This is a genomic window from Polaromonas sp. DSP2-3-2b2 (assembly GCF_049895905.1).
In the GTDB taxonomy this organism is placed as follows: domain Bacteria; phylum Pseudomonadota; class Gammaproteobacteria; order Burkholderiales; family Burkholderiaceae_C; genus Polaromonas.
Window position 1 is genome coordinate 37694 of the sequence record NZ_JAFCTH010000003.1, and the last position, 19153, is coordinate 56846.

The 19153-nt window shown below is 67.4% G+C and carries 21 protein-coding genes; 13 read left to right on the plus strand and 8 right to left on the minus strand.

Annotation, left to right across the window (positions count from 1 at the left end):
• Positions 1-71: 71 nt before the first annotated feature.
• From ACP7AD_RS04060 to ACP7AD_RS04070, 3 genes are all read left to right on the plus strand, one after another.
• Positions 72-1718 (plus strand): NADH-quinone oxidoreductase subunit L, encoded by a 1647-nt coding sequence (locus tag ACP7AD_RS04060; protein ID WP_426148113.1) that lies wholly within the window; start codon positions 72-74, stop codon positions 1716-1718.
• Positions 1715-4270, plus strand: a complete 2556-nt coding sequence (locus ACP7AD_RS04065; protein WP_426148114.1) for a YbcC family protein — start codon at positions 1715-1717, stop codon at positions 4268-4270. Before ACP7AD_RS04060 ends, ACP7AD_RS04065 begins: the two co-directional genes overlap by 4 nt.
• Positions 4271-4422: 152 nt before the next feature.
• The gene (locus ACP7AD_RS04070; protein WP_426148115.1) at positions 4423-5520 is read left to right on the plus strand and encodes an NAD(P)-dependent alcohol dehydrogenase; all 1098 of its coding nucleotides are present in this window, start codon (positions 4423-4425) and stop codon (positions 5518-5520) included.
• Between the two features lie 26 nt (positions 5521-5546).
• Here the strand turns inward: ACP7AD_RS04070 and ACP7AD_RS04075 are convergent, their stop codons facing one another.
• The 4 genes from ACP7AD_RS04075 to ACP7AD_RS04090 all read right to left on the minus strand — a co-directional run bounded on the left by ACP7AD_RS04075 (position 5547) and on the right by ACP7AD_RS04090 (position 7849).
• On the minus strand, positions 5547-5795 hold the full coding sequence (locus ACP7AD_RS04075) for a DUF3297 family protein (protein ID WP_426148116.1): 249 nt from the start codon (positions 5793-5795) through the stop codon (positions 5547-5549).
• 75 nt (positions 5796-5870) lie between these two features.
• Complete coding sequence (locus tag ACP7AD_RS04080) at positions 5871-6212, minus strand: zinc ribbon domain-containing protein YjdM (protein WP_426148117.1); 342 nt, start codon at positions 6210-6212, stop codon at positions 5871-5873.
• A gap of 75 nt (positions 6213-6287) precedes the next feature.
• The gene (locus ACP7AD_RS04085) at positions 6288-7010 is read right to left on the minus strand and encodes an N-formylglutamate amidohydrolase (protein ID WP_426148118.1); all 723 of its coding nucleotides are present in this window, start codon (positions 7008-7010) and stop codon (positions 6288-6290) included.
• Positions 7007-7849, minus strand: a complete 843-nt coding sequence (locus ACP7AD_RS04090; RefSeq protein WP_426148119.1) for a transglutaminase-like domain-containing protein — start codon at positions 7847-7849, stop codon at positions 7007-7009. Before ACP7AD_RS04090 ends, ACP7AD_RS04085 begins: the two co-directional genes overlap by 4 nt.
• A gap of 476 nt (positions 7850-8325) precedes the next feature.
• Between ACP7AD_RS04090 and ACP7AD_RS04095 the strand changes: the two genes are divergently transcribed.
• From ACP7AD_RS04095 to ACP7AD_RS04115, 5 genes are read left to right on the plus strand one after another with little or no spacing between them, the layout of a single operon-like run.
• Positions 8326-8496, plus strand: coding sequence for a hypothetical protein (locus ACP7AD_RS04095; protein ID WP_426148120.1), 171 nt, complete (start codon positions 8326-8328; stop codon positions 8494-8496).
• Positions 8493-9608 carry an Acg family FMN-binding oxidoreductase gene (locus ACP7AD_RS04100; RefSeq protein WP_426148121.1) on the plus strand — a complete coding sequence of 372 codons (1116 nt, stop codon included), beginning with the start codon at positions 8493-8495 and terminating at the stop codon, positions 9606-9608. Before ACP7AD_RS04095 ends, ACP7AD_RS04100 begins: the two co-directional genes overlap by 4 nt.
• A gap of 30 nt (positions 9609-9638) precedes the next feature.
• Positions 9639-10514: a DUF6920 family protein gene (locus ACP7AD_RS04105; RefSeq protein ID WP_426148122.1), complete on the plus strand. Its 876-nt coding sequence runs from the start codon at positions 9639-9641 to the stop codon at positions 10512-10514.
• Positions 10511-11377, plus strand: a complete 867-nt coding sequence (locus ACP7AD_RS04110) for a CPBP family intramembrane glutamic endopeptidase (RefSeq protein WP_426148123.1) — start codon at positions 10511-10513, stop codon at positions 11375-11377. The genes ACP7AD_RS04105 and ACP7AD_RS04110 overlap by 4 nt, the downstream gene beginning before the upstream one ends.
• Complete coding sequence (locus ACP7AD_RS04115) at positions 11374-12321, plus strand: peptidoglycan DD-metalloendopeptidase family protein (protein ID WP_426148124.1); 948 nt, start codon at positions 11374-11376, stop codon at positions 12319-12321. The genes ACP7AD_RS04110 and ACP7AD_RS04115 overlap by 4 nt, the downstream gene beginning before the upstream one ends.
• Before the next feature lie 51 nt (positions 12322-12372).
• Here ACP7AD_RS04115 and ACP7AD_RS04120 read toward each other — a convergent pair whose 3' ends face one another.
• Together ACP7AD_RS04120 and dacB are read right to left on the minus strand one after the other, a co-directional pair.
• Positions 12373-12669, minus strand: coding sequence for a SemiSWEET family sugar transporter (locus ACP7AD_RS04120; RefSeq protein ID WP_426148159.1), 297 nt, complete (start codon positions 12667-12669; stop codon positions 12373-12375).
• A complete protein-coding gene (gene dacB, locus ACP7AD_RS04125; RefSeq protein WP_426148125.1) occupies positions 12669-14141 on the minus strand; it encodes a D-alanyl-D-alanine carboxypeptidase/D-alanyl-D-alanine endopeptidase in 1473 nt (490 codons plus the stop codon). The genes ACP7AD_RS04120 and dacB overlap by 1 nt, the downstream gene beginning before the upstream one ends.
• A gap of 157 nt (positions 14142-14298) precedes the next feature.
• On the opposite strand from dacB, the gene tsaB reads away from it, so the two are divergent.
• Genes tsaB through pyrF form a run of 4 tightly spaced genes read left to right on the plus strand, consistent with a single transcriptional unit; the run spans position 14299 to position 17254 of the window.
• Positions 14299-15069, plus strand: a complete 771-nt coding sequence (tsaB, locus tag ACP7AD_RS04130) for a tRNA (adenosine(37)-N6)-threonylcarbamoyltransferase complex dimerization subunit type 1 TsaB (RefSeq protein WP_426148126.1) — start codon at positions 14299-14301, stop codon at positions 15067-15069.
• 12 nt (positions 15070-15081) lie between these two features.
• Complete coding sequence (rimI, locus tag ACP7AD_RS04135) at positions 15082-15576, plus strand: ribosomal protein S18-alanine N-acetyltransferase (RefSeq protein ID WP_426148127.1); 495 nt, start codon at positions 15082-15084, stop codon at positions 15574-15576.
• A gap of 25 nt (positions 15577-15601) precedes the next feature.
• A complete protein-coding gene (locus ACP7AD_RS04140; protein ID WP_426148128.1) occupies positions 15602-16390 on the plus strand; it encodes a uracil-DNA glycosylase family protein in 789 nt (262 codons plus the stop codon).
• Between the two features lie 24 nt (positions 16391-16414).
• Positions 16415-17254, plus strand: coding sequence for an orotidine-5'-phosphate decarboxylase (pyrF, locus tag ACP7AD_RS04145; RefSeq protein ID WP_426148129.1), 840 nt, complete (start codon positions 16415-16417; stop codon positions 17252-17254).
• Here pyrF and ACP7AD_RS04150 read toward each other — a convergent pair.
• Both ACP7AD_RS04150 and ACP7AD_RS04155 read right to left on the minus strand, forming a co-directional pair.
• Positions 17251-17508, minus strand: coding sequence for a hypothetical protein (locus ACP7AD_RS04150; protein WP_426148130.1), 258 nt, complete (start codon positions 17506-17508; stop codon positions 17251-17253). The two genes, pyrF and ACP7AD_RS04150, sit on opposite strands and share 4 nt — an antisense overlap.
• A 99-nt stretch (positions 17509-17607) precedes the next feature.
• Positions 17608-18498, minus strand: a complete 891-nt coding sequence (locus ACP7AD_RS04155; RefSeq protein ID WP_426148131.1) for an EamA family transporter — start codon at positions 18496-18498, stop codon at positions 17608-17610.
• Between the two features lie 305 nt (positions 18499-18803).
• Between ACP7AD_RS04155 and ACP7AD_RS04160 the strand changes: the two genes are divergently transcribed.
• Complete coding sequence (locus ACP7AD_RS04160) at positions 18804-19142, plus strand: DUF883 family protein (protein WP_426148132.1); 339 nt, start codon at positions 18804-18806, stop codon at positions 19140-19142.
• The last annotated feature ends 11 nt before the right edge of the window (positions 19143-19153 follow it).

Below are 19153 nucleotides of genomic sequence, written 5' to 3' on the forward strand. Positions count from 1 at the left end.
ATTTTGAATTTTACAGAACACGGAAAGTGCGCCACCATCGGGTTTTCCTACCTAACGGACGACCCAGAACCATGTTGCCAATTTCCCATGCCCCGGCGTCTGCATTGCAGGCAGTGCTGGCGGTGTTGATCCTGTTTTTGCCCTGCGCCCTGCTGCTGCCTGCCTGGCTGGCGTCGCGCCGGACACCGCGGCCCGACAAGGCCTGGCCACTGGCGCAGGGAATTTCCCTGATGGCGCTGCTCACCGCCCTGCTGGCCGGACTGGAGGTGGCGGTGCATGGGGCGGCCAGCGTCGCTCCTGCGGCCTGGTTGCCTGCGGTGAGGCTTGACGCCCTGAGCGTCATGATGCTGGCGCTGACCACGTTTCTCGGCTGGGTCATCGTGCGCTACTCGCGCAACTACCTCGCTGGCGACCCGGGCCAAAGCCGCTACCTTGCCTGGCTCTGCCTGACGCTGGCCGCCGTGTGGCTGCTCGTCATGCTGAACAACCTGCTGCTGCTCTGCCTGGCCTGGACCGCCACCAGCCTGGCGCTGCACCAGCTGCTCACCTTCTACCGGGACCGGCCTGCCGCCATCGTGGCCGCGCACAAGAAATTCCTGATCAGCCGCGCCGCCGACCTGCTCACGCTTGCCGGCACGCTGCTGGTGTTCCTCAGCCTGGACACGCTGCAAATCGACCGCATCAGCCAGCTTCTGGCCGGCGGGCATCCGGTCGATATCGGCCTTCAGCTGGCGGCCGTGCTGTTCGTGCTGAGCGCCATCCTGAAGTGCGCGCAGTTGCCTTTCCACGGCTGGCTGCTGCAGGTGATGGAGGCGCCGACACCGGTTTCCGCGCTGCTTCACGCCGGCATTGTGAACATCGGCGGCTTTGTGCTGCTGCGCCTGGCCGGACTGCTGGAAACCGCGCCTGCGGCGCAGCTGCTGCTGGTGGTGGCGGGCAGCGCCACCGCAGCGCTGGCGGCGCTGGTCATGATGACGCGCATCAGCGTGAAGGTGATGCTGGCCTGGTCAACCTGCGCCCAGATGGGCTTCATGCTGCTCGAAATCGGCCTGGGCGCCTATCCGCTGGCGCTGCTGCACCTGCTGGCGCATTCGCTGTACAAGGCCCATGCCTTTTTGGGCGCCGGTGAAACCGTGGCCCGGCAGCGCATGCTGGGCATCGCCCCGGTCCACCGTCCGCTGGGCAACGGCTTGAAGCTGCTCGCGCTGGCCGGGCTGCTGCTGGCCCTGGGGCTGGCGGGCTTTGCCAGCGGGCTGGACCCGCGCCATGAGCCCGCCCTGTGGGTGCTGGGCGGCGCGCTGGCCAGCAGCCTGCTGCCGCTGGTCAGCGCACCCGCCGAAACGCGCGCATCGCGCCAGGTGGTGCTGCTCATCGCCTGCGCCTTCGGCCTGGCCTTGCTGTACGGCCTGTGGCACCGCCTGTTCGCCAGCCTGGTGCCGGCGTCCAGCTTGCCGCCCGGCCATCTCGGCCTGGCCGTGGCCGCCATCTGCCTGGCAGGGCTGCTGGTCGTGCAGCAAATCGTGCTTGGCCAGCCGCAGGGGCGCTTGTCGCGCTGGCTGCATCCGCGCGCTTTCGCCGGCTTTCACCTTGATGAACTGTTTACCCGCCTCACGCTGCGCCTCTGGCCTGTCCGGATGGGTACGGCGCGGCGCGACCAGGCCACCTTGCCGGTGATTTCCACATCCAGAGCAACCAGAGCAACCAAGGAAAAGCAATGATTAATTCCACCCAGATCGATTTGGCCCGGCCTGTGTCCTTGCGCAGCGGTATGCCTGACATGGCGACAGACACAGTCCATGACAGGGCGCCTGACGGCGAGCATGACCCTGACCTGCTGGCGCAAGCAGTGCAGGCGGCCTGCCTGCGCATTGCGCCCAGCTGGCCGCTGGACCGTTTCATTGCCGTCAATCCCTGGTGGGGTTTTGTCGACGAGCCGATCCAGGCAGCTTCTGCGCGCGTCAAGCACCTGTGCGGCTCGCCGCTGACCATGCCGATGGACTGGTATCTCGCCCGGCATGCCGAGGGCCGCATCACCGACAGCGGGCTGGGCGAGGCGCTTAGCCGGCGCGGCCTGGCGCTAGATGCCGATGCCTTCCGGCGCCAGTGCGCGGCCGACAGGGCCGGCGCTGCGCAGCCTGCGCGCTTGATGCTGTTCACCGAAGCGCTGGATGCGCGGCGAGACCTGCGGCATCTGCCCGCCTGCCAGGACGTGGTGATCCATGCCATGGGGCAGCACTGCGCCTCCTGGTTCGACCAGGGCCAGGCGCGCTGGCGGCCGACGCATGCCACCTCGCTGTATGCGGCGTGGCAGGAAATCGCCTCGCACGACGACGGCCCGTCGATGCTGCTAGGCATTGACGGCATCGCAGGGCGCATTGCCGCGCTGCCGGCGCAGCACGGCGAACTCATCGGCTTCGTCTGCCGGGCCTTGAGAATCGGACCCGACGAATACGCGGCCTATTTCACCGCCTTGCTGCTGAGCGTCAACGGCTGGGCCGCCTGGTGCGCCTACCTGCGCTGGCAGGCCGGGCAGCAAGGCGAGCTAGACGATCACCTGGAGCAACTGCTCGCCATCCGCCTGGCCTGGGAATGGGTACTGGCCGACTGCGCAGCCGACGAGGCCCTGTTCGGCCAGTGGCGCACCGCGCGCCGCGCGCCTGGCCCGGCCAGCGATGATTCGCCCGCCTGGGTGTGGCAGGATGCGCTCGACATCAGCTGGCAGCAGCAGGTCAGCCAGGGCCTGCTGCGGCCGGCGCCCCCGGCATCCGCACAGCCGGCGCGGCCTGCGATGCAAGCGGTTTTCTGCATTGACGTGCGGTCCGAGCCGATGCGCCGCGCGCTTGAGACGAGCGACCCGGCAATCCGCACCCACGGCTTTGCCGGCTTTTTCGGCCTGCCCATCGAATACCTGCCCTTTGCCGGCAGCACGGCGCGGCCGCAATTGCCGGGCCTGCTCGCGCCCCAGCTGCGGGTGGCCGCCGAGGCCGCCACGCGCGAGGCCACAGAGCAGCTGCAGGCCAGCCGGCGCTTTCGGTTGGGGTTGTCCCAGGCGTGGGAAGGCTTTCGGACCACGGCAAGCAGCGGTTTTGGCTTTGTCGAAACCGCAGGCCTGGGTTATGCCTGGAAGCTGCTGCGCGCCAGCATGCCCGGCAAGGCCGCTGCCGGCGTCCCAGGCGCCGACAGCGACGGCCTGCAGCCAGGCGAATACGCCCGCTTGCGCCCGGTGATCAATGGCATGGCGCTGGCTGATTCCATCAACCTAGCCGCCGGCGTGCTGGGCGCGATGTCGATGCGGGGCGGCTTTGCGCCACTGGTGCTGCTGATCGGCCACGGCAGCCAGACCACCAACAACCCGCATGCGGCCGGCCTGGACTGCGGCGCCTGCTGCGGCCAGACCGGCGAGGTCAATGCACGGGTGCTGGCCGGCTTGCTCAACCGCAGCGACATTCGCGCCGGGCTTGTCGCCCAAGGCATGGCACTGCCCGAGGACACCCGTTTCGTGGCCGGGCTGCACAACACCACCACCGATGAAATCACGCTGTTCGACACGCAGGAGATGCAAGCCAGCCACGGGGCCGCGCTGGCGCAGGCGCGGCAATGGCTGGCGCAGGCCGGCCAGCGCATCCGTGCCGAGCGCGCGCCCGCCCTGGGCCTGGCCGCCCAGGCGCCGGAGGCGCTGATGGATGCGCTGCGCCAGCGGGCGGGCGACTGGTCCCAGGTGCGCCCCGAATGGGGGCTGGCCAACAATGCCGGTTTCATTGCCGCGCCGCGCGAGCGCACGCGCCACCTCGATCTGCAGGGGCGCAGCTTTTTGCATGACTACAGCCATGCAGACGATGCCGGCTATGGCGTGCTTGAGCTGATCCTCACCGCGCCGGTGGTGGTCGCCCACTGGATCAACATGCAGTATTACGCATCAACCGTCGACAACCGCCGCTGGGGCAGCGGCAACAAGGTGCTACACAACGTGGTGGGCGCCAACATCGGCGTGTTCGAGGGCAATGGCGGCGACCTGCGCATCGGCCTGCCGATGCAGTCGCTGCATGACGGAACAAGCTGGGTGCACACGCCGCTGCGCCTGAGCGTCTGGATCGAAGCGCCACGGCAGGCCATTTCCAGCATCGTGCACCGGCATGAAAAGCTGGCCCAGCTGGTGGCGGGTGGATGGCTGCATCTGCTGTGCATCGAGCCGCATGACGGCAGGATTTACCGCCATGCGGTACACGGCAGCGGCAGCAGCGACTGGGTGCCGGAGCCTGTTGCGCCATGAGCCACCTGGCAGCGCTTCAAGGCGAATCTGACTTTGACGTCGCCTTGACCTATGTCAACCCGGGCTGCATGCCCTGCCGCCGGCCTGCGCCAAAGCATAGACTGGCTTGATTCGCCCCGCCCGAAATCCCTGTCCACTGCCAAGGAATGCCCATGTCCGCCATGATGAAAGCCGCCATTTTTGTTGAACCCGGCCGTATTGAAATTGCCGACAAGCGCATCCCCGACGTCGGACCCAATGACGCCCTGGTGCGCATCACCACCACCACCATCTGCGGCACGGACGTGCACATCCTCAAGGGCGAATACCCCGTCGCCAAGGGGCTGACCATTGGCCATGAGCCGGTCGGCGTGATCGAAAAGCTCGGCAGCGCCGTGCAGGGCTACAGCGAAGGCCAGCGCGTGATTGCCGGCGCCATCTGCCCGAACTTCAACTCCTACGCCGCGCAGGACGGCGCGCCGTCGCAGGACGGCAGCTACCTGGTGCCGATGGGCCTGTGCGGCTGCCACGGCTACAAAGCCACCGCCGGCTGGCGCTTCGGCAACCTGATCGACGGCACGCAGGCCGAATACGTGCTGGTGCCCGACGCGCAGGCCAACCTGGCGCCGATTCCCGACGGCCTCACCGACGAGCAGGTGCTGATGTGTCCGGACATCATGTCCACCGGCTTCAAGGGCGCGGAAAACGCCCGCATCAAGATTGGCGACACGGTGGTGGTGTTTGCCCAGGGGCCGATCGGCCTGTGCGCCACAGCCGGCGCGCGCTTGCTGGGCGCCAGCACCATCATCGCCGTCGATGGCAACGACCACCGCCTGGGCATTTCGAAAAAGCTGGGCGCCGACGTGACGCTGAATTTCAACAACTGCGACGTGGTCGAAGAGATCATGAAGCTCACCGGCGGGCGCGGCGCGGATTCATCGATCGAGGCCCTCGGCACGCAGGCGACGTTCGAATCGGCGCTGCGGGTGCTCAAACCCGGCGGCACGCTGTCGAGCCTGGGCGTGTATTCGAGCGACCTGACCATTCCGCTGTCGGCCTTTGCCGCCGGCCTGGGCGACCATGCCATCGTCACCGCCCTGTGCCCGGGCGGCAAGGAACGCATGCGCCGGCTGATGAATGTGGTGGCTTCCGGCCGGGTGGATCTGGGCGTGATGGTGACGCACACCTACAAGCTGGAAAATATCGTCGAGGCCTACGAGCTGTTTTCGCACCAGCGCGACGGGGTGCTGAAGATCGCCATCAAGCCATAGCAGGCACGGCCTGCCCATAGCGCCCGTTATTTGTAGAACGCCTCGACCTTGCCCTTGAGCTTGATCAGCAGCGGCTGGCCCTTGCGGTCCAGCGTTTTGCCGGCGGGCACTTTCACCCAGCCTTCGCTGATGCAGTATTCCTCGACATTGATGTGCTCCTTGCCGTTCAGGCGAATGCCAATGTCCTGCTCGAACACGGCAGCAACATGGTGGGGGCTGCGCGGGTCAACGGACAGGCGGTCGGGCAGGGCAGGGCGTGAAATTGCTTCGTTCATGGAGATCTTTTGTGGGTTATTTTGAGGTTAGCGCGAGTGGGGTCGATTTTCCATGATCCGGGGCTTACCCAGGCTTCAAACCTTCTTCAGGAAGCAGGCTTTCAGCATGAAGCTGCCAGTATCCATCTTGCAGTCCACCTCATGGTCGCCGCCGACCAGCCGGATGCTCTTGACCTTGGTGCCCATCTTGAGCGTGGTGGACGAGCCCTTGACCTTCAGGTCCTTGATCAGCACCACAGCGTCGCCGTCGGCCAGCACGTTGCCGTTGGAATCCTTGACCACGGCTTCGGCGCTGTCGTCGCTGTCCAGGACGGCGGCCATCGGCCACTCGTGGCCGCAATCGGCGCAGACATAGTTTTCAGCGTCCGGGTAGGTGTTTTCCATTGCGCACTGGGGGCAGGCGGGGGCTGTGGTCATGGGCTTGCTCGATTCGCAAAAATTTCAGAAGCCCGCAGTATCCCCGATGGCCGGGGCCACGCTACCTGCGCCGTGTCAGCCCGGCAGTGCCAACACATCGCCCAGCGCGTCGGTGATGTCGCTGCGCAGCGCCGCCCAGGCGTCGCCGCCTGCCAGGAAAAAGCGCTGGTTCACCTCCAGTTCCAGGCCGACATACTGCCCGGGCGCATGGCGCTTGCGCAGCAGCGAGGTCAGGCCGTCGCCCTTGCCTTCATACGGGTAATTGCGGCGCAGCTTCAGCTCGGGCCGGTGCCGGCGCAAGGCGCCGAGCCAGCGCGATGCCAGCGCGCCCTCGCCGGCGCGCCGCGGGTCATACAGCCAAGCCACATCGGCCTGGCGCACCACGCCGTTCAGCTCGGGCGTGAAGCTGTGCGAGGCAATGTGGATGACGCGCCGGCCGCCGGCAACCAGGCGCGCGACTTCGGCTTCGACCGCATCGCGGTGCGGCCGGTAATGCTGCGCGGCCATTTCGCGCCGGGCGGCTGCGGGCAGGCCGCGCGTGGCCTCCGAATGCAGCTGCCGGTGGCCGATGGAACGGTTCAGGTCGATCAGCAGGCGCGTGGTGGTGGCGGCGAACAGCGGTGCGTCAAGCGTCCGGGCCATCTGCCGCGCCAGTTCCAGCGCCCCTGGGTCCCAGCCTCGGTGGGTTTCCAGCAGGGCGTCGTGGCCGGCGAACAGCAAGGCATAAGCGGCAGGCACCTCGCGCCCGCCATGCTCGCAGGTGATGACCAGCGCATCAGCGACAGGCGCCGGGTTCACACCGTGCTGATGGCATGGCCATGCCTATCGACCTCGTAGGAGGTGACCTCGAATTTTTTCAGGGTGTTCGGCCCGAAAGCCATGGTCAGCGGCACATCGCCGGCATCGCGGCCGCGCGCCATCACGATGCGGCCGATGCGCGGCGTGTTGTGGCGCGCGTCAAAGGTGTACCAGCGCCCGCCCAGAAACACCTCGAACCAGGCGCTGAAATCCATCGGATAGGGCACCGGGGGAATGCCGATGTCGCCCAGGTAGCCGGTGCAGTAGCGCGCCGGGATGTTCATGCAGCGGCACAGCGTCACCGCCAGATGCGTGAAGTCGCGGCACACGCCGGTGCCTTCGCGCCAGCCTTCGACGGCGGTGCGCGTGGCGCGGGCGGCGCTGTAGTCGAAGCGGATGTGGTTGTGCACAAAGTCGCAAATCGCCTGCACCCGCGTCCAGCCGGCCGGCGTCTGGCCGAACTGGTTCCAGGCGAACTGCAGCAGTTCGCTGTCCACCTCGCAGTAGCGGCTGGGCAGCAGGAACTGCAGCGTGGCCGGCGGCAGCTCGGTCGGGTCATGCTGCATGGCCGCCCAGTTCACCTCGTCGGGCTGGCCCGGGTCGCGGATGATGGACTGGCTGTGAAAGCGCACCTCGCCGACCCCGGCCGGCGCATTGACGCGGCCGCACTGGTTGCCAAAGGCGTCCAGGTACTCGTCAGCCTGCAAATTGGGCTCGATCAGGACGATTTCGGGCGCCAGCAGGTCGTCGCGCCGCGACGGATGCACATGCAGCACATACACCAGCGCCATCGGCGACGTGATGGCCAGCTGAATGTCAAAACCAATTTTGATGTACATGGCAGTGCGCTCGAAAAAGGGGGGGGTGGAAGCACAAGGACGTGCTCCCGATGGAGCCGGTTCAACTGCATGCAAGTATGGTGCCAGCCAGTCGTCCGGCGTATCGTCGCTGGCGCTGCGCGGTTGTCGGAAACAGGCGAGTTTTAGGGCGGGAAATCCCTGATTGGCTGGCGAGCAGGTGGCGATGAACGCCGACATCGACCGGATCGAGCCAGCGGAGCGCCGCTACAAGAGCAGGAACAAAATACGATCAGCGCAGCATATGCTATGTTTTTAATAGCTACTAACGAACTGTTGACGAGTGCAAAATGCTGTTTTGACCAAACTTCACGGGAATGATCGTTCAACCATAAATCTGGCGGTCGGGTGTGTGACTCCAGCGGCGTGCGTTAACCAGGCCCGCGCGGAGAGGCACCGCCATGTCCTGTGCGGCAGCGCACAGACTGCGGCCGTCGACGCCTCTTACACTGAAGGCTATGCAAATACCGTTCTCATGCGAGCAGTTTTACGGTGTATTTCGCGACTACAACGATGCGGCGTGGCCTGCACCAGTGTTTCTCGCGGCCTTGGCCGTCGCAGTCATCGCGACAGTGGCCATCGGCTTGCTGGCCACGGCACGCCTGCCGCATGGAGCGCCTCCCACATGATCAACCGCAGACGTTTCGCCGCTTCGGCGCCTTTGCTTTTTGGCGGCGCCGGGGCGCTGCCTGGCTGCTCGCCCGACCCTGCGGCGCAGAGCTACGAGACGGTCGCGCGTCAAACCTGGCGCCTTGGCGGCCTTGATGGTTTCGAAGGCGCCGCGCTTGGCCGGGAACTGGTGCGCTACGCCACGCTGGCACCGTCCAGCCACAACACGCAGTGCTGGAAATTTGCCCTCGACGACCAGGACAAGCGCAAAGCCATCACCCTCCTGCCCGACCTGTCGCGGCGATGCCCGGCGGTGGACCCCGACGACCATCACCTTTTCGTGTCGCTGGGCTGCGCTGCCGAAAACCTGACCCAGGCCGCGCTGGCCCACGGGTTCAAGGGCGATGCCCGCTTCGACACGGCGCGCGACGTCGTGTTCGTGGCGCTTGAGCCCATCCGGGCCGAGGCCGGGGCCTTGTTCAAGGCGATTGCCCAGCGGCAATGCACCCGTGGCGACTTCGATGCGAAGCCGCTGTCGAACGAAGAACTCGGTCTGTTGCAGCGCGCGGGCAGCTCTGACAACACACGTTTGCTGCTGTTGACCGATAGAGCCGCGATGGAGCAAACGCTCGACTATGTGGTTCAGGGCAACACGGCCCAGATGGCCGATCCGGCCTTCGTCAAGGAGCTCAAGGCCTGGATCCGCTTCAACGGCGCCGACGCGGTGCGCCGGAGAGACGGCCTGTACAGCGCGTCCTCGGGCAATCCGAACATTCCTGCCTGGCTGGGCAATCTCGCTTTCGAACGGTTCTTCACGCCGAAGGGCGAGAACGACAAGTACGCGCGGCAGATTCGCAGCTCCGCCGGCATCGCGGTGTTTGTCGGCACAACCGCCGACAAGGCGCACTGGGTGGACGTGGGCCGCTGCTACGAACGCTTTGCGCTGCAGGCCACGGCGCTGGGCATTCGCAACGCGTTTTTGAACCAGCCGGTCGAAGTGGCATCGGTTCGGCCGCAGTTCGCCACAGCCATCGGGCTGGCCGGCCTGCGTCCCGACCTGGTGGTGCGCTTCGGCCGAGGGCCGGCCTTGCCGCCGTCCCTGCGCCGCCCGGTTCAGGCCGTGCTGGCCTGACAGCACCTGGTCTGGCACCAAGGAAACCTGATGACGTTGCTGCTGTGGTTCGGTCTGGTTTTCTGCCTGCTGGCGGTCGCTGCCGTCGGCCTCTCGGCTTATGGGACTAAACGGTGGACCGATACCACGCGGACGCTGACCCGCCGGCTCGAAGCGGGGCGAATCGACGAGAAGGTTCGGCCGCCGTCCCCGGCGCGCTTCGACCCGCGCGAACTCGACGGCCTGCCCGCGCCGGTGCAACGCTACTTTCGCGCGGCGCTGAAGGAAGGCCAGCCCATCATCGCCGCCGCCACGGTCGAACTCGCCGGCAGCTTCAACCTGTCGGCCACCGGCGAGCAGTGGAAGCCGTTCACCTCCCGGCAACGGGTCGTCACCCGTCGGCCGGGCTTCCTGTGGGACGCCCAGGTGTCCATGCTGCCCGGTTTGGCGGTGCGCGTGCACGACGGCTACATCGCTGGCGAGGGGCTGCTGCACGCTGCGGCTCTAGGCTTGTTCCCGGTGGCCGACGTCCATGGCGGCGGCGAGATTGCCCGCGGCGAGCTCATGCGTTTTTTCGCCGAAATGGCGTGGTACCCGACCGCGCTGCTGCCCAGCCAAGGCGTGCGCTGGGAGGCGGTCGACGACCGCTCGGCGAATGCCAGCATCGTGGACGGCCCGCTCAGGCTGACGCTGCTGTTCAGCTTTAACGACGCCGGCCTGATCGATTCAGCGCGCGCCGAGGCGCGGGGCGCCATGGTTGGCAAAGAAATGGTCATGGTTCCCTGGGAAGGCAGCTGGTCCGACTACCAGGTGCAGGGCGGCATGACGGTGCCGCGCACGGGCGAGGCCGCCTGGCTACGGCCGCAAGGGCGCAAGCCCTACTTTGTCGGCGCCGTCACGTCGCTGACCTACGAGTTCGCGCCGTGACGCCGCGCGTGGCAGCCGCAGTTGCCGGCGTGCCCGGCTTGACGCGTGAGCCCTGGCTGCGGCGGCATCCGCTGAGCGGTTTTTTCGCCCTGACGTTCGCCTGGTCGTGGGCCTGCTGGCTGCTGTCGCCGGCGCTCAAGGCGCAGTCGTCGCTGCTTGCCACGCTGCTGATGTTCCTGGGCAGTTTCGGCCCCAGCATTGCCGCAGTGGTTGTTGTTGCGAACGGCGGCGGGCGAGCCGGCCTGCGCGTCTGGTTCGGGCGTTGCCTGCAATGGCGCGTGGGTGCCGGGTGGATGGCGCTCGCCTTTTTCCTGCCCCTTGCCCTGATGTCGCTGGCGGCGGCCATGCACATCGCGCTGGGTGGCGCCATCGCGCCCTCGCCGGCCGCCGGGCATGTGCTGATGGCAGCGGTGAATTTCTTTTTGATTTTCCTGGTCGGCGGACCGATGGGCGAGGAATTCGGCTGGCGCGGGTATGCGCTGGGCCAGCTGCAGGATCGCCACGGCTGGCGCATGGCCAGCCTGGTGCTGGGGGCCGTATGGGGCGTGTGGCACCTGCCGCTGTTTTTCATCGACGGCACCTCGCAAGCCCACATTCCGCTGGCGCTGTTCCTGCTCAGCGTCGTGGCGATGTCAGTCCTTTTCGCATGGCTTGCCCGTCACACCGCGGGCAGCGTGGTGCCGGCCCTGGTGCTTCACACCGCCATCAACGCCTGGCCGTCCATCATCCCGGTGTTGCCCACCGGCGAGAGTTACCGGCCCTACGCGCTGGTGGTGGCGCTGCTGGTTCTGGTGGCGCTGGGGCTGCTGGCGCAACCGCGATTCGGCGGCCCGGCGTTTTCGCAACCGAAACGGGCCCCGTGACCCCGCTTTTCTGGGCTCAGTTCGCACTGCCTCTGGTCTTGATGGCCTGGATCGGGTTCGCGCCGCCACGGAGCCGGTTCGGGTTTGGCGTTCAGCTCATCGGCAGCGCCATGACGCTGTGGGCGATGGCCTTGCTGGGCGTATGGCTGCTGCCGCCCTGGTGGGCGCCTTATGCGTTCGGACTGGCGCTCGGGGCGGCGGCCTGGGCGGGGCTGCGCCGCATCCGGCCTTTCGCATCCAGGCTGCCTGCGACCTGGGGAGGGTGGATGGTCGCGGGGCTCTTCGTTGCATTGGGCGCGGCGTCGGCCTACGGCATTGTCATCGCACTGCGCAGCCGGACCGCGCCGCCGGTGCGTGCGGTGACCCTGGCGTTCCCGCTGGAGCCTGGCGTCTACCTGGTCGTCAATGGTGGCAGTGACATCAACACCAACGCGCACCTCATGACCCTCGATGCCCGCATTCCCCGATTCCGCGAGTGGCGCGGGCAGTCGTATGGCGTCGACATCGTCAAGCTCGACGCGTTCGGGCTTCGAGCCCGCGGTGTGCTGCCTGCCGACCCGAATGCCTATCGCATCCACGGCGCCCGCGTGCTCGCGCCGTGCGCCGGCCAGGTGGTGTTCGCCGTGGACGGGCTGCCCGACATGCAGGTGCCCGAGGTGGACCGCGACCACCTGGCGGGCAACCATGTGATGCTGCGGTGTGCCGGGGCCGATGTGCTGCTCGGCCACCTGCGTCCCGGCAGCGTCCAGGTTCCCGCCGGGGCCACGGTTGCCGTCGGCGACTGGCTGGGAGCGGCCGGCAACTCGGGCAATACCGGTGAGCCGCACCTGCATGTCCATGCGCAGACCCCGAGCCCGGCCGGCGCAGCGCTGGGTGGCGATCCGCTGCCCATCCTTTTCAGCGGCCGCTTTCCGGTGCGCGGCGACCGCATCGTGTCGCCTTGAGCAGGCGTCCGCTTGGGCTGTTCATGGCAGCAGTGGCGCTGAAGCAGGAACTTACTGCGTGCCGGATCCTTGCTTCGCAGCCGGTGACCGGCCGTAAGCCAGTTTCATTCCCAGGATCATCACCGCAAGCGCCAAGGTAATGGTGTTGGCAATCACCATCGGCCAGGAGCCCAGCAGCCAGCCGTAGGCCAGCCACAACGCCACGCCCACGGTGAACACGCTGTACATCCCCAGCGACACGCCGCTGACATCGCGCGTGCGAAAGCTCAGCCAGGCCTGCGGCAGAAAGCTCGCGGTCGTCAAAAAGGCCGCCGTCGAGCCGACTAGGTCGGTCAGGTTTAGCCCCATCATCGGCTGCCTTCCTTTACCGCCCAGTCCACCAGCGCTTCGAGCGCAGGCCGCGCCGCCGGGGCGTTGGCATGGTTGACGATGCCGACCACCACCAGGCGCCGGCCGCTGGGCGTGTGGACGTAGCCGGCCAGCGCGGTGGCATCGCGCAGGGTGCCCGATTTCAGGTGCGCCCAGCCTTGCGACACCTGCGAGCGGCTGCGCTTCAAGGTGCCATCGACGCCGCTGATCGGCAGCGACGCCATCAGCTCGGGCATGGCGCCCGACACATACGCGGTCTGCAGCATGCGCGCCAGGCCCTGCGGCGTGACGCGCTCCCCCCGCGACAGGCCCGAGCCGTTGTCCAGCACCGGCACATCCTGCGCACCAAAGCGCGCCAGCCACCAGCCGCGCACCGCCTCGCGCGACGCCTCGTTGCTCGCGCCGCCGGGGCGCTGCAGGCTGAGCGTCAAAAACAGCTGCTGCGCCATCACGTTGTTGCTGAACTTGTTGATGTCGCGGATCACCTCGGCCAAGGGCGGCGACGCCATCTCGAACGCCGGCGCCGAGCCGGGCGGCGCCGTGCCCTCGCGCACCCGGCCTTTCAACTGGCCACCCATTTCCTGCCAGAGCCCGGCAATCGCGCGCTGGGCATAGCTGGCCGGGTCGGCCGAGGCGATGGCCCAGGTCTTTTCGCCGCAGGCCGCCGGGTAGCTGCCGGCAAACGCCATGCGCAGCGGGTCGGCCAGGTCGGGCTGGAGCTGCGCGCGGTAGTCGCCGCATTCACTCAAAGTGGCGCGGCCGTTGCTGCCCGCCGACAGCGGCACGCTGGCCTGCATCCGCACGCCGGCCAGCGGCGGGTCGTAGCTGATGCTGGCGCTGCCGCTGCCGGGATTCGGCGCGAAGGTCATCACCACCGACTTGTAGTTGACCAGCAGCGCATCGGGCTGCACGTTGTAGGGCCGCAGCGCCTCGCCGTCGAAGTCGCCCGGATTTTGCGCCGAGGCGGCAAAGGCGCTGCGGTCGAGCACGATGTCGCCGGTGATGGTCTTGATGCCCAGGCCCTGCACCCGGCGCAGCAGCAGCCACAGCCGCTCCATGACCAGCTTCGGGTCGCCCCGGCCCTGGATGACCAGGTTGCCGTTCAGAACGCCATCGGCCACCGGACCGTCGGTGTAGACCGGTGTGGCCCAGGTGTAGGCCGGGCCGAGCAGTTCCAGCCCGGCATAGGTCGTGACCAGCTTCATGACCGACGCCGGGTTCATGGCGCTGCCGGCGCGGTAGCTGAGCAGCGGCGCGGTTTTTCCGTTGAGCGCCGGCGCAGCCTCGACGACCACGGCGGCGAAGGCTTCGCGCGGCACCTTGGCGCGCGCCAGCAGCGCATCGACCTCGGGCGGCAGGGTTTGGGCGCTCGCGTACGCGCTGGCAAGCAGCGCCAGCAGGCCGGCGGCCAGGCGCGCGCGGGATCGGGTCGGGAAGGGAGGCAAAAGCATGCCTCAATTATCCGCCGCAGCAGTGGCACGCTGGCAGGCAGGATAATCGTCGGATGCGCACCGCCGACCGCTCTCAAGCTGGCGCACCACGGCGCTTGAATAACTATGATTTTGATAGCTGCTCGCGCTTATCCAGTAAGCGCAAAAGCCTTATTTGATGCCTAAACCTCTTAAATTCCTCGCGTTTGACACCAGCACCGACCGCCTGTCGATTGCCGTGACCGATGGCGCGCGCGTCTGGCAGCACAGCAGCCCGGGTGGCGCGCAAGCCTCGACCACCCTGATCCCGGCGATTCTGGCGCTGCTGGCCGAGTCCGGCCTGGGCCTGGGCGCTCTCGACGCGATTGCCTTTGGCCGGGGGCCGGGCTCGTTCACCGGCCTGCGCACCGCCTGCGCGGTGGCGCAGGGCCTGGCCTTTGGCGCCAACCACGGCGCGGGCATCCCGGTGCTGCCCATCGACACGCTGGCGGCAGTGGCCGAGGAAGCGCGCTTTCAGCGCTTCGGGGCCATGGCGGAAAGCGACGCGCCCTTGAGCGTCACGGCGCTGCTCGATGCGCGCATGGACGAGATGTATGTGCAGCGCTATGAATTCAGGAGCGGCTCATGCAGGCCACTGAAAGACTGCGAGCTGATCCGACCTGAAAATCTGGTGCCGGGCGCGGCGGCGCAACTGCTGGCCGGCAATGTGTTCGGCGTTTACGCCGGCCGGCTGCCCGCGGAACTGGCCGGGCTGGACTGCATCGAGGCCTTGCCGACCGCCACCGCGCTGCTGCGCCTGGCGCCCGCGCTGGCCGCCGCCGGGCATTGCATCGAGGCCGCTCAAGCCTTGCCGCTGTATGTGCGCGACAAGGTCGCCCAGACCACCGACGAGCGCGCCCGCGCCAAGGCTGATGCCCTGGCCGCGCCGGCGATGCCGCTGGAAAGCTGACAGGCTCTGCACATGAACGCCGCCCCTCAGCCCTCCCAGCCGCTCGAAGCCCGCTTTGAAGCCATGACGCCCGCCTGGCTGCCAACGGTGTTCCGGGTGGAGCAAAGCGCTTATCCGCATCCCTGGAGCGAGCGCAGTTTCCTCGACTCGCTCCACGCCGGCTACCAGGCGCAGCTGCTGACCGCCGGCCCGGCGGAACAGCCCGAACTGCTCGGCTATTTTGTCGCCATGAAGGGCGTGGACGAGGTGCATCTGCTCAACATCGCGGTGGCGCCCGCCTTCCAGCGCCAGGGCTGGGCGCGGGTGATGCTTGATGCGCTTAGCGTCTGGTCGCGCGGGCAAGGCGCGCAGTGGCTCTGGCTGGAGGTGCGCGTCAGCAATGTGCGCGCCCGCGCGGTGTACCAAAGCCATGGTTTTCGCCAAGTCGGCACCCGGCGCAACTATTACCCGGCCAGCGCGGCATCGCCCCGGGGCGAAGACGCCATCGTCATGAGCCTGAAGTTGTGAATTTTTTGATGAAAAGCCGCCCACCATGAGCCTGAACCTCGACCAGCGCCGGCGCGCCATGCTGCACGAAATGGGCGTGCATGTCTGGCAGCCCCTGGCGCCGGCGGCCGATTTGCCGCCTGCTACTGAAGTCATAGCTGCTTATGCAGACCCAGCAAGCGCAAAAGCCGGTTTTGGGCAAAATTTCCAGGCTGATAGGGCGTTGGCGGCTGCTGCTGCGCCCCCGCCGGCCGCCCGACAGGACGTGGCGCCGCCCCGGCCCGCCCGCGCTGCGGCGCCTGCACCAGCGCCGTCAGGCCCTATACCGGACGACGGCGCCCAGCCCGGCTGGCGCCTGGGCCAGGCGCAAGCGCTGTATGCCGACAGCGCCCAGGCCAGCGGCGCGCGCTGGCTGGTGCTGGCGCAGACGCCGCCGGCCGGCTTGCAGGCCCCGGCGTTCGAAGGTGATGCCGGCCGGCTGCTAGACAACATGCTGCGCGCCGCCCGGCTGCACCAGGACGCCGGCGCCGTGCTGTTCGCGCCGCTGGTGCGCCAGGCGATTTCCGGAGCGATGGGCGAATTCTCCGCCGCGCTGTCGGCCTTGGTCGAGCAGGCGCGGCCCGACGTGGTGCTGGTCATGGGCCGGCTGGCGGCGCAGGCGCTGCTGGCGTCCAGCGAGCCCTTCGGCAAGCTGCGCGGCCAGCCGCATGCGCTGCACGGCCGCCCCACCGTCGTCACCCATGACGCGCCCTACCTGCTGCGCTGCCCGCAGGACAAGGCCAAGGCCTGGGACGATCTGTGCCTGGCGATGCGCCTGGCCGCTGCAAGCCGCTGACGGCGGGCTTCTTACAATACGTGCATGACCTTTCTCGACATGCTCGGCGCCGCAGAACGCCAGAATAACTCCATGCTGTGCGTCGGGCTGGACCCCGATCCCGCCAGGTTTCCCGGCCAGCTCAAGGGCGACGCCAGCCGCATTTACGATTTCTGCGCCGCGATTGTCGATGCGACTGCCGACCTGGCCATTGCCTTCAAGCCGCAGATCGCCTATTTCGCTGCGCACCGCGCCGAAGACCAGCTGGAGCGCCTGATGGACCACATGCGCCGCAGCGCGCCGCAGGTGCCCGTCATCCTCGACGCCAAGCGCGGCGACATCGGCAGCACCGCCGGCCAGTACGCCATCGAGGCCTTCGAGCGCTACGGCGCCGACGCGGTCACGCTGTCGCCCTTCATGGGCTTTGATTCGGTCGCGCCTTACCTGAAGTACGCCGGCAAGGGCGCTTTTTTGCTGTGCCGCACGTCCAATCCCGGCGGCGACGACCTGCAAAGCCAGCGCCTGGCGTCGGTCGAAGGCCAGCCGCTGCTGTACGAACACATCGCCCGGCTGGCGCAAGGCCCGTGGAACCTCAACGGCCAGCTCGGGCTGGTGGTCGGCGCGACCTATCCGGCGGAAATCGAAAAGGTGCGCGCCGTGGCGCCGTCGCTGCCGCTGCTGATCCCCGGCGTCGGCGCGCAGGGCGGCGATGCCGTGGCCACGGTGCGCGCGGGCTGGCGGCCGGGCGCGCCCATCATCGTCAATTCATCGCGCGCCATTTTGTACGCCTCATCGGGCGACGACTTTGCCGGGGCCGCGCGGCGCGAAGCGCTCAGGACGCGCGACCTGCTGCAGGCGGCACGTCCCGATCCGCTGGTTTCTTAAGGCCAGCGCCGTTTGCCCACTGGCAGGTAAGGCAACACCTTGGCCAGGCCGTCGCGCCCGCTGGCCGCGCGGTACAGCAAGGCGCTGCCCAGCGCCGAGCCGGCAGTCCGCATCACCCATGAGCGGCTGCGGCTTGACGCCATCAGCACGGCCAGGCCGGCGCCAAGCACCAGCCAGTGCTCGCCCGCAAAGCCGGGCCGGCGCTCGTCGTAGTCCTTGAGTTCCTTCAGGGAGCGAATCGGGGGAACGGTCATGACGGTGTTTCCTTTGAAAACCTGACCATAACCAGCGCCGCGCCAGCCCGGTGTCAGACGCTGCCGCCAGCGCCTGTCTGCGTCAATGCCGCATCGTATTCAGTTGCGCTTGAGCAGCCCTCCGAGCATCACGCAGGCCAGCGCCGCCACCAGCAGCGCAATGCCCGCCCACTGCCAGGGCGTTACCGTCTCGCCCAGCACCAGTATGCCGGCGCTCAGTCCGACAATTGGCACGCCCAGGCCAAAAGGCGAGACGCGGTTGGCCGGGTGGCGCTTGAGCAGGCCGGTCCACAGGCTGTAGCCGACGATGGTGGCCACCCAGCCGAGGTAGGCGATGGACAGCCAGCTGGTCCAGCCCGCTTGCAGCCACTGCCAGCGCAAGGCCGGGTCGTCGAAAGCCCAGGACAGCGCCATGAAGGGCAGGATAGCCACGCCGCCGCTCCAGACCACGAAGGCGATGGGCGAGTAGTGGCTGGAGACTTTCTGCACCTGCCGCGCCACGATGTTGGACGCGGCCCACATGGCGGCGGCGCACAGCGTCAGCGCAAAGCCGGCCACCGTGGTGCCGCTGGCCGCGCCGGGGCTGGCATAGTTGGTGCCAAAGCAGGCCAGCCCCAGCGCCGCCAGCACCATGCCCGCCTGCAGCGGCCGGCTGGCGCGCTCGTGCAGCAGCACGAAGCCGAACAGCGCGGTGAAAAACACCTGCGTCTGCAGCAGCACCGACGCCAGCGCCGCCGTCATGCCGACCTTTAGGGCAATGAACAGGATGCCGAACTGCCCGACGCCCTGGAACAATCCGTACAGCACCACCCATTTCCACGGCACCTGCGGCGGCTTGATGAACAGCGCCAGCGGCAGCAGGGCAAAGGTGAAGCGGGCAGCGCCCAGCTGGAACGGCGAAAAGTCGCGCAGGGCAAATTTCATTGCGACAAAATTCACGCCCCAGACCAGCACCACGACCAGCGCGGCCGCCAGATCGCGGCCGCTCATGCGCCCGGCGTTCAAGACAGGCCACCGCAGCGGGTCGAGGCAGACTTGAGAATGCGTTGAGGTGGGGAAGTTATAGGCATGGTGGGTGTGCGAATGGAAATCGGGAAGGCCGGCAGCAAGTCGATGGGCTTGTGGATTATTCCCCACCTGCGGTTTTAGGCCCAGGGGCGGGACTGGCGCCGCCTGCCGTTTTATTTCCTTTTCAAGGCAGACCCAAACCCGTGGCGGTTGCATGAAGATCTGCGCCGATAGGCCAGGAAACCGCTGCAAATCTGCTAACCTTTTGGCGTTCCAGTTACTTTTTTTTGAAAGGTTCATTCATGTCCAATGACAGCCCCACCCTGGTTCAGACACAGGAACGTCTCGTTTCCGCCATCCGCTCGGAAATATCCGACGCCGAAGAGACCTTGTCGGCCACGGCAGACCAAGCCGGAGAAAAGATCACCAGACTGCGTAGCCGCATCGAGAACCGCCTGCGCGAAGCCAAGTTCCGCCTGATCGATGCCGAAGAAGCGCTACTCGCCCGCACCCGCGAGGCCGCCCATGCCGCCGACGACTATGTGCACGAGTCACCCTGGACCGCCATTGGCGTCGCGGTGGGCGTGGGTGCGGTGGTCGGCCTGCTGCTGGGTCGGCGTTTGTAAACAAAAAGGCG

Coding starts and splice junctions, on each gene's coding strand:
- ACP7AD_RS04060 (WP_426148113.1), top strand. CDS start 72: ATGTTGCCAATTTCCCATGCCCCGGCGTCTGCATTGCAGGCAGTGCTG.
- ACP7AD_RS04065 (WP_426148114.1), top strand. CDS start 1,715: ATGATTAATTCCACCCAGATCGATTTGGCCCGGCCTGTGTCCTTGCGC.
- ACP7AD_RS04070 (WP_426148115.1), top strand. CDS start 4,423: ATGTCCGCCATGATGAAAGCCGCCATTTTTGTTGAACCCGGCCGTATT.
- ACP7AD_RS04075 (WP_426148116.1), bottom strand. CDS start 5,795: ATGAACGAAGCAATTTCACGCCCTGCCCTGCCCGACCGCCTGTCCGTT.
- ACP7AD_RS04080 (WP_426148117.1), bottom strand. CDS start 6,212: ATGACCACAGCCCCCGCCTGCCCCCAGTGCGCAATGGAAAACACCTAC.
- ACP7AD_RS04090 (WP_426148119.1), bottom strand. CDS start 7,849: ATGTACATCAAAATTGGTTTTGACATTCAGCTGGCCATCACGTCGCCG.
- ACP7AD_RS04095 (WP_426148120.1), top strand. CDS start 8,326: ATGCAAATACCGTTCTCATGCGAGCAGTTTTACGGTGTATTTCGCGAC.
- ACP7AD_RS04100 (WP_426148121.1), top strand. CDS start 8,493: ATGATCAACCGCAGACGTTTCGCCGCTTCGGCGCCTTTGCTTTTTGGC.
- ACP7AD_RS04105 (WP_426148122.1), top strand. CDS start 9,639: ATGACGTTGCTGCTGTGGTTCGGTCTGGTTTTCTGCCTGCTGGCGGTC.
- ACP7AD_RS04120 (WP_426148159.1), bottom strand. CDS start 12,669: ATGGGGCTAAACCTGACCGACCTAGTCGGCTCGACGGCGGCCTTTTTG.
- dacB (WP_426148125.1), bottom strand. CDS start 14,141: ATGCTTTTGCCTCCCTTCCCGACCCGATCCCGCGCGCGCCTGGCCGCC.
- tsaB (WP_426148126.1), top strand. CDS start 14,299: ATGCCTAAACCTCTTAAATTCCTCGCGTTTGACACCAGCACCGACCGC.
- rimI (WP_426148127.1), top strand. CDS start 15,082: ATGAACGCCGCCCCTCAGCCCTCCCAGCCGCTCGAAGCCCGCTTTGAA.
- ACP7AD_RS04140 (WP_426148128.1), top strand. CDS start 15,602: ATGAGCCTGAACCTCGACCAGCGCCGGCGCGCCATGCTGCACGAAATG.
- pyrF (WP_426148129.1), top strand. CDS start 16,415: ATGACCTTTCTCGACATGCTCGGCGCCGCAGAACGCCAGAATAACTCC.
- ACP7AD_RS04150 (WP_426148130.1), bottom strand. CDS start 17,508: ATGACCGTTCCCCCGATTCGCTCCCTGAAGGAACTCAAGGACTACGAC.
- ACP7AD_RS04155 (WP_426148131.1), bottom strand. CDS start 18,498: ATGAGCGGCCGCGATCTGGCGGCCGCGCTGGTCGTGGTGCTGGTCTGG.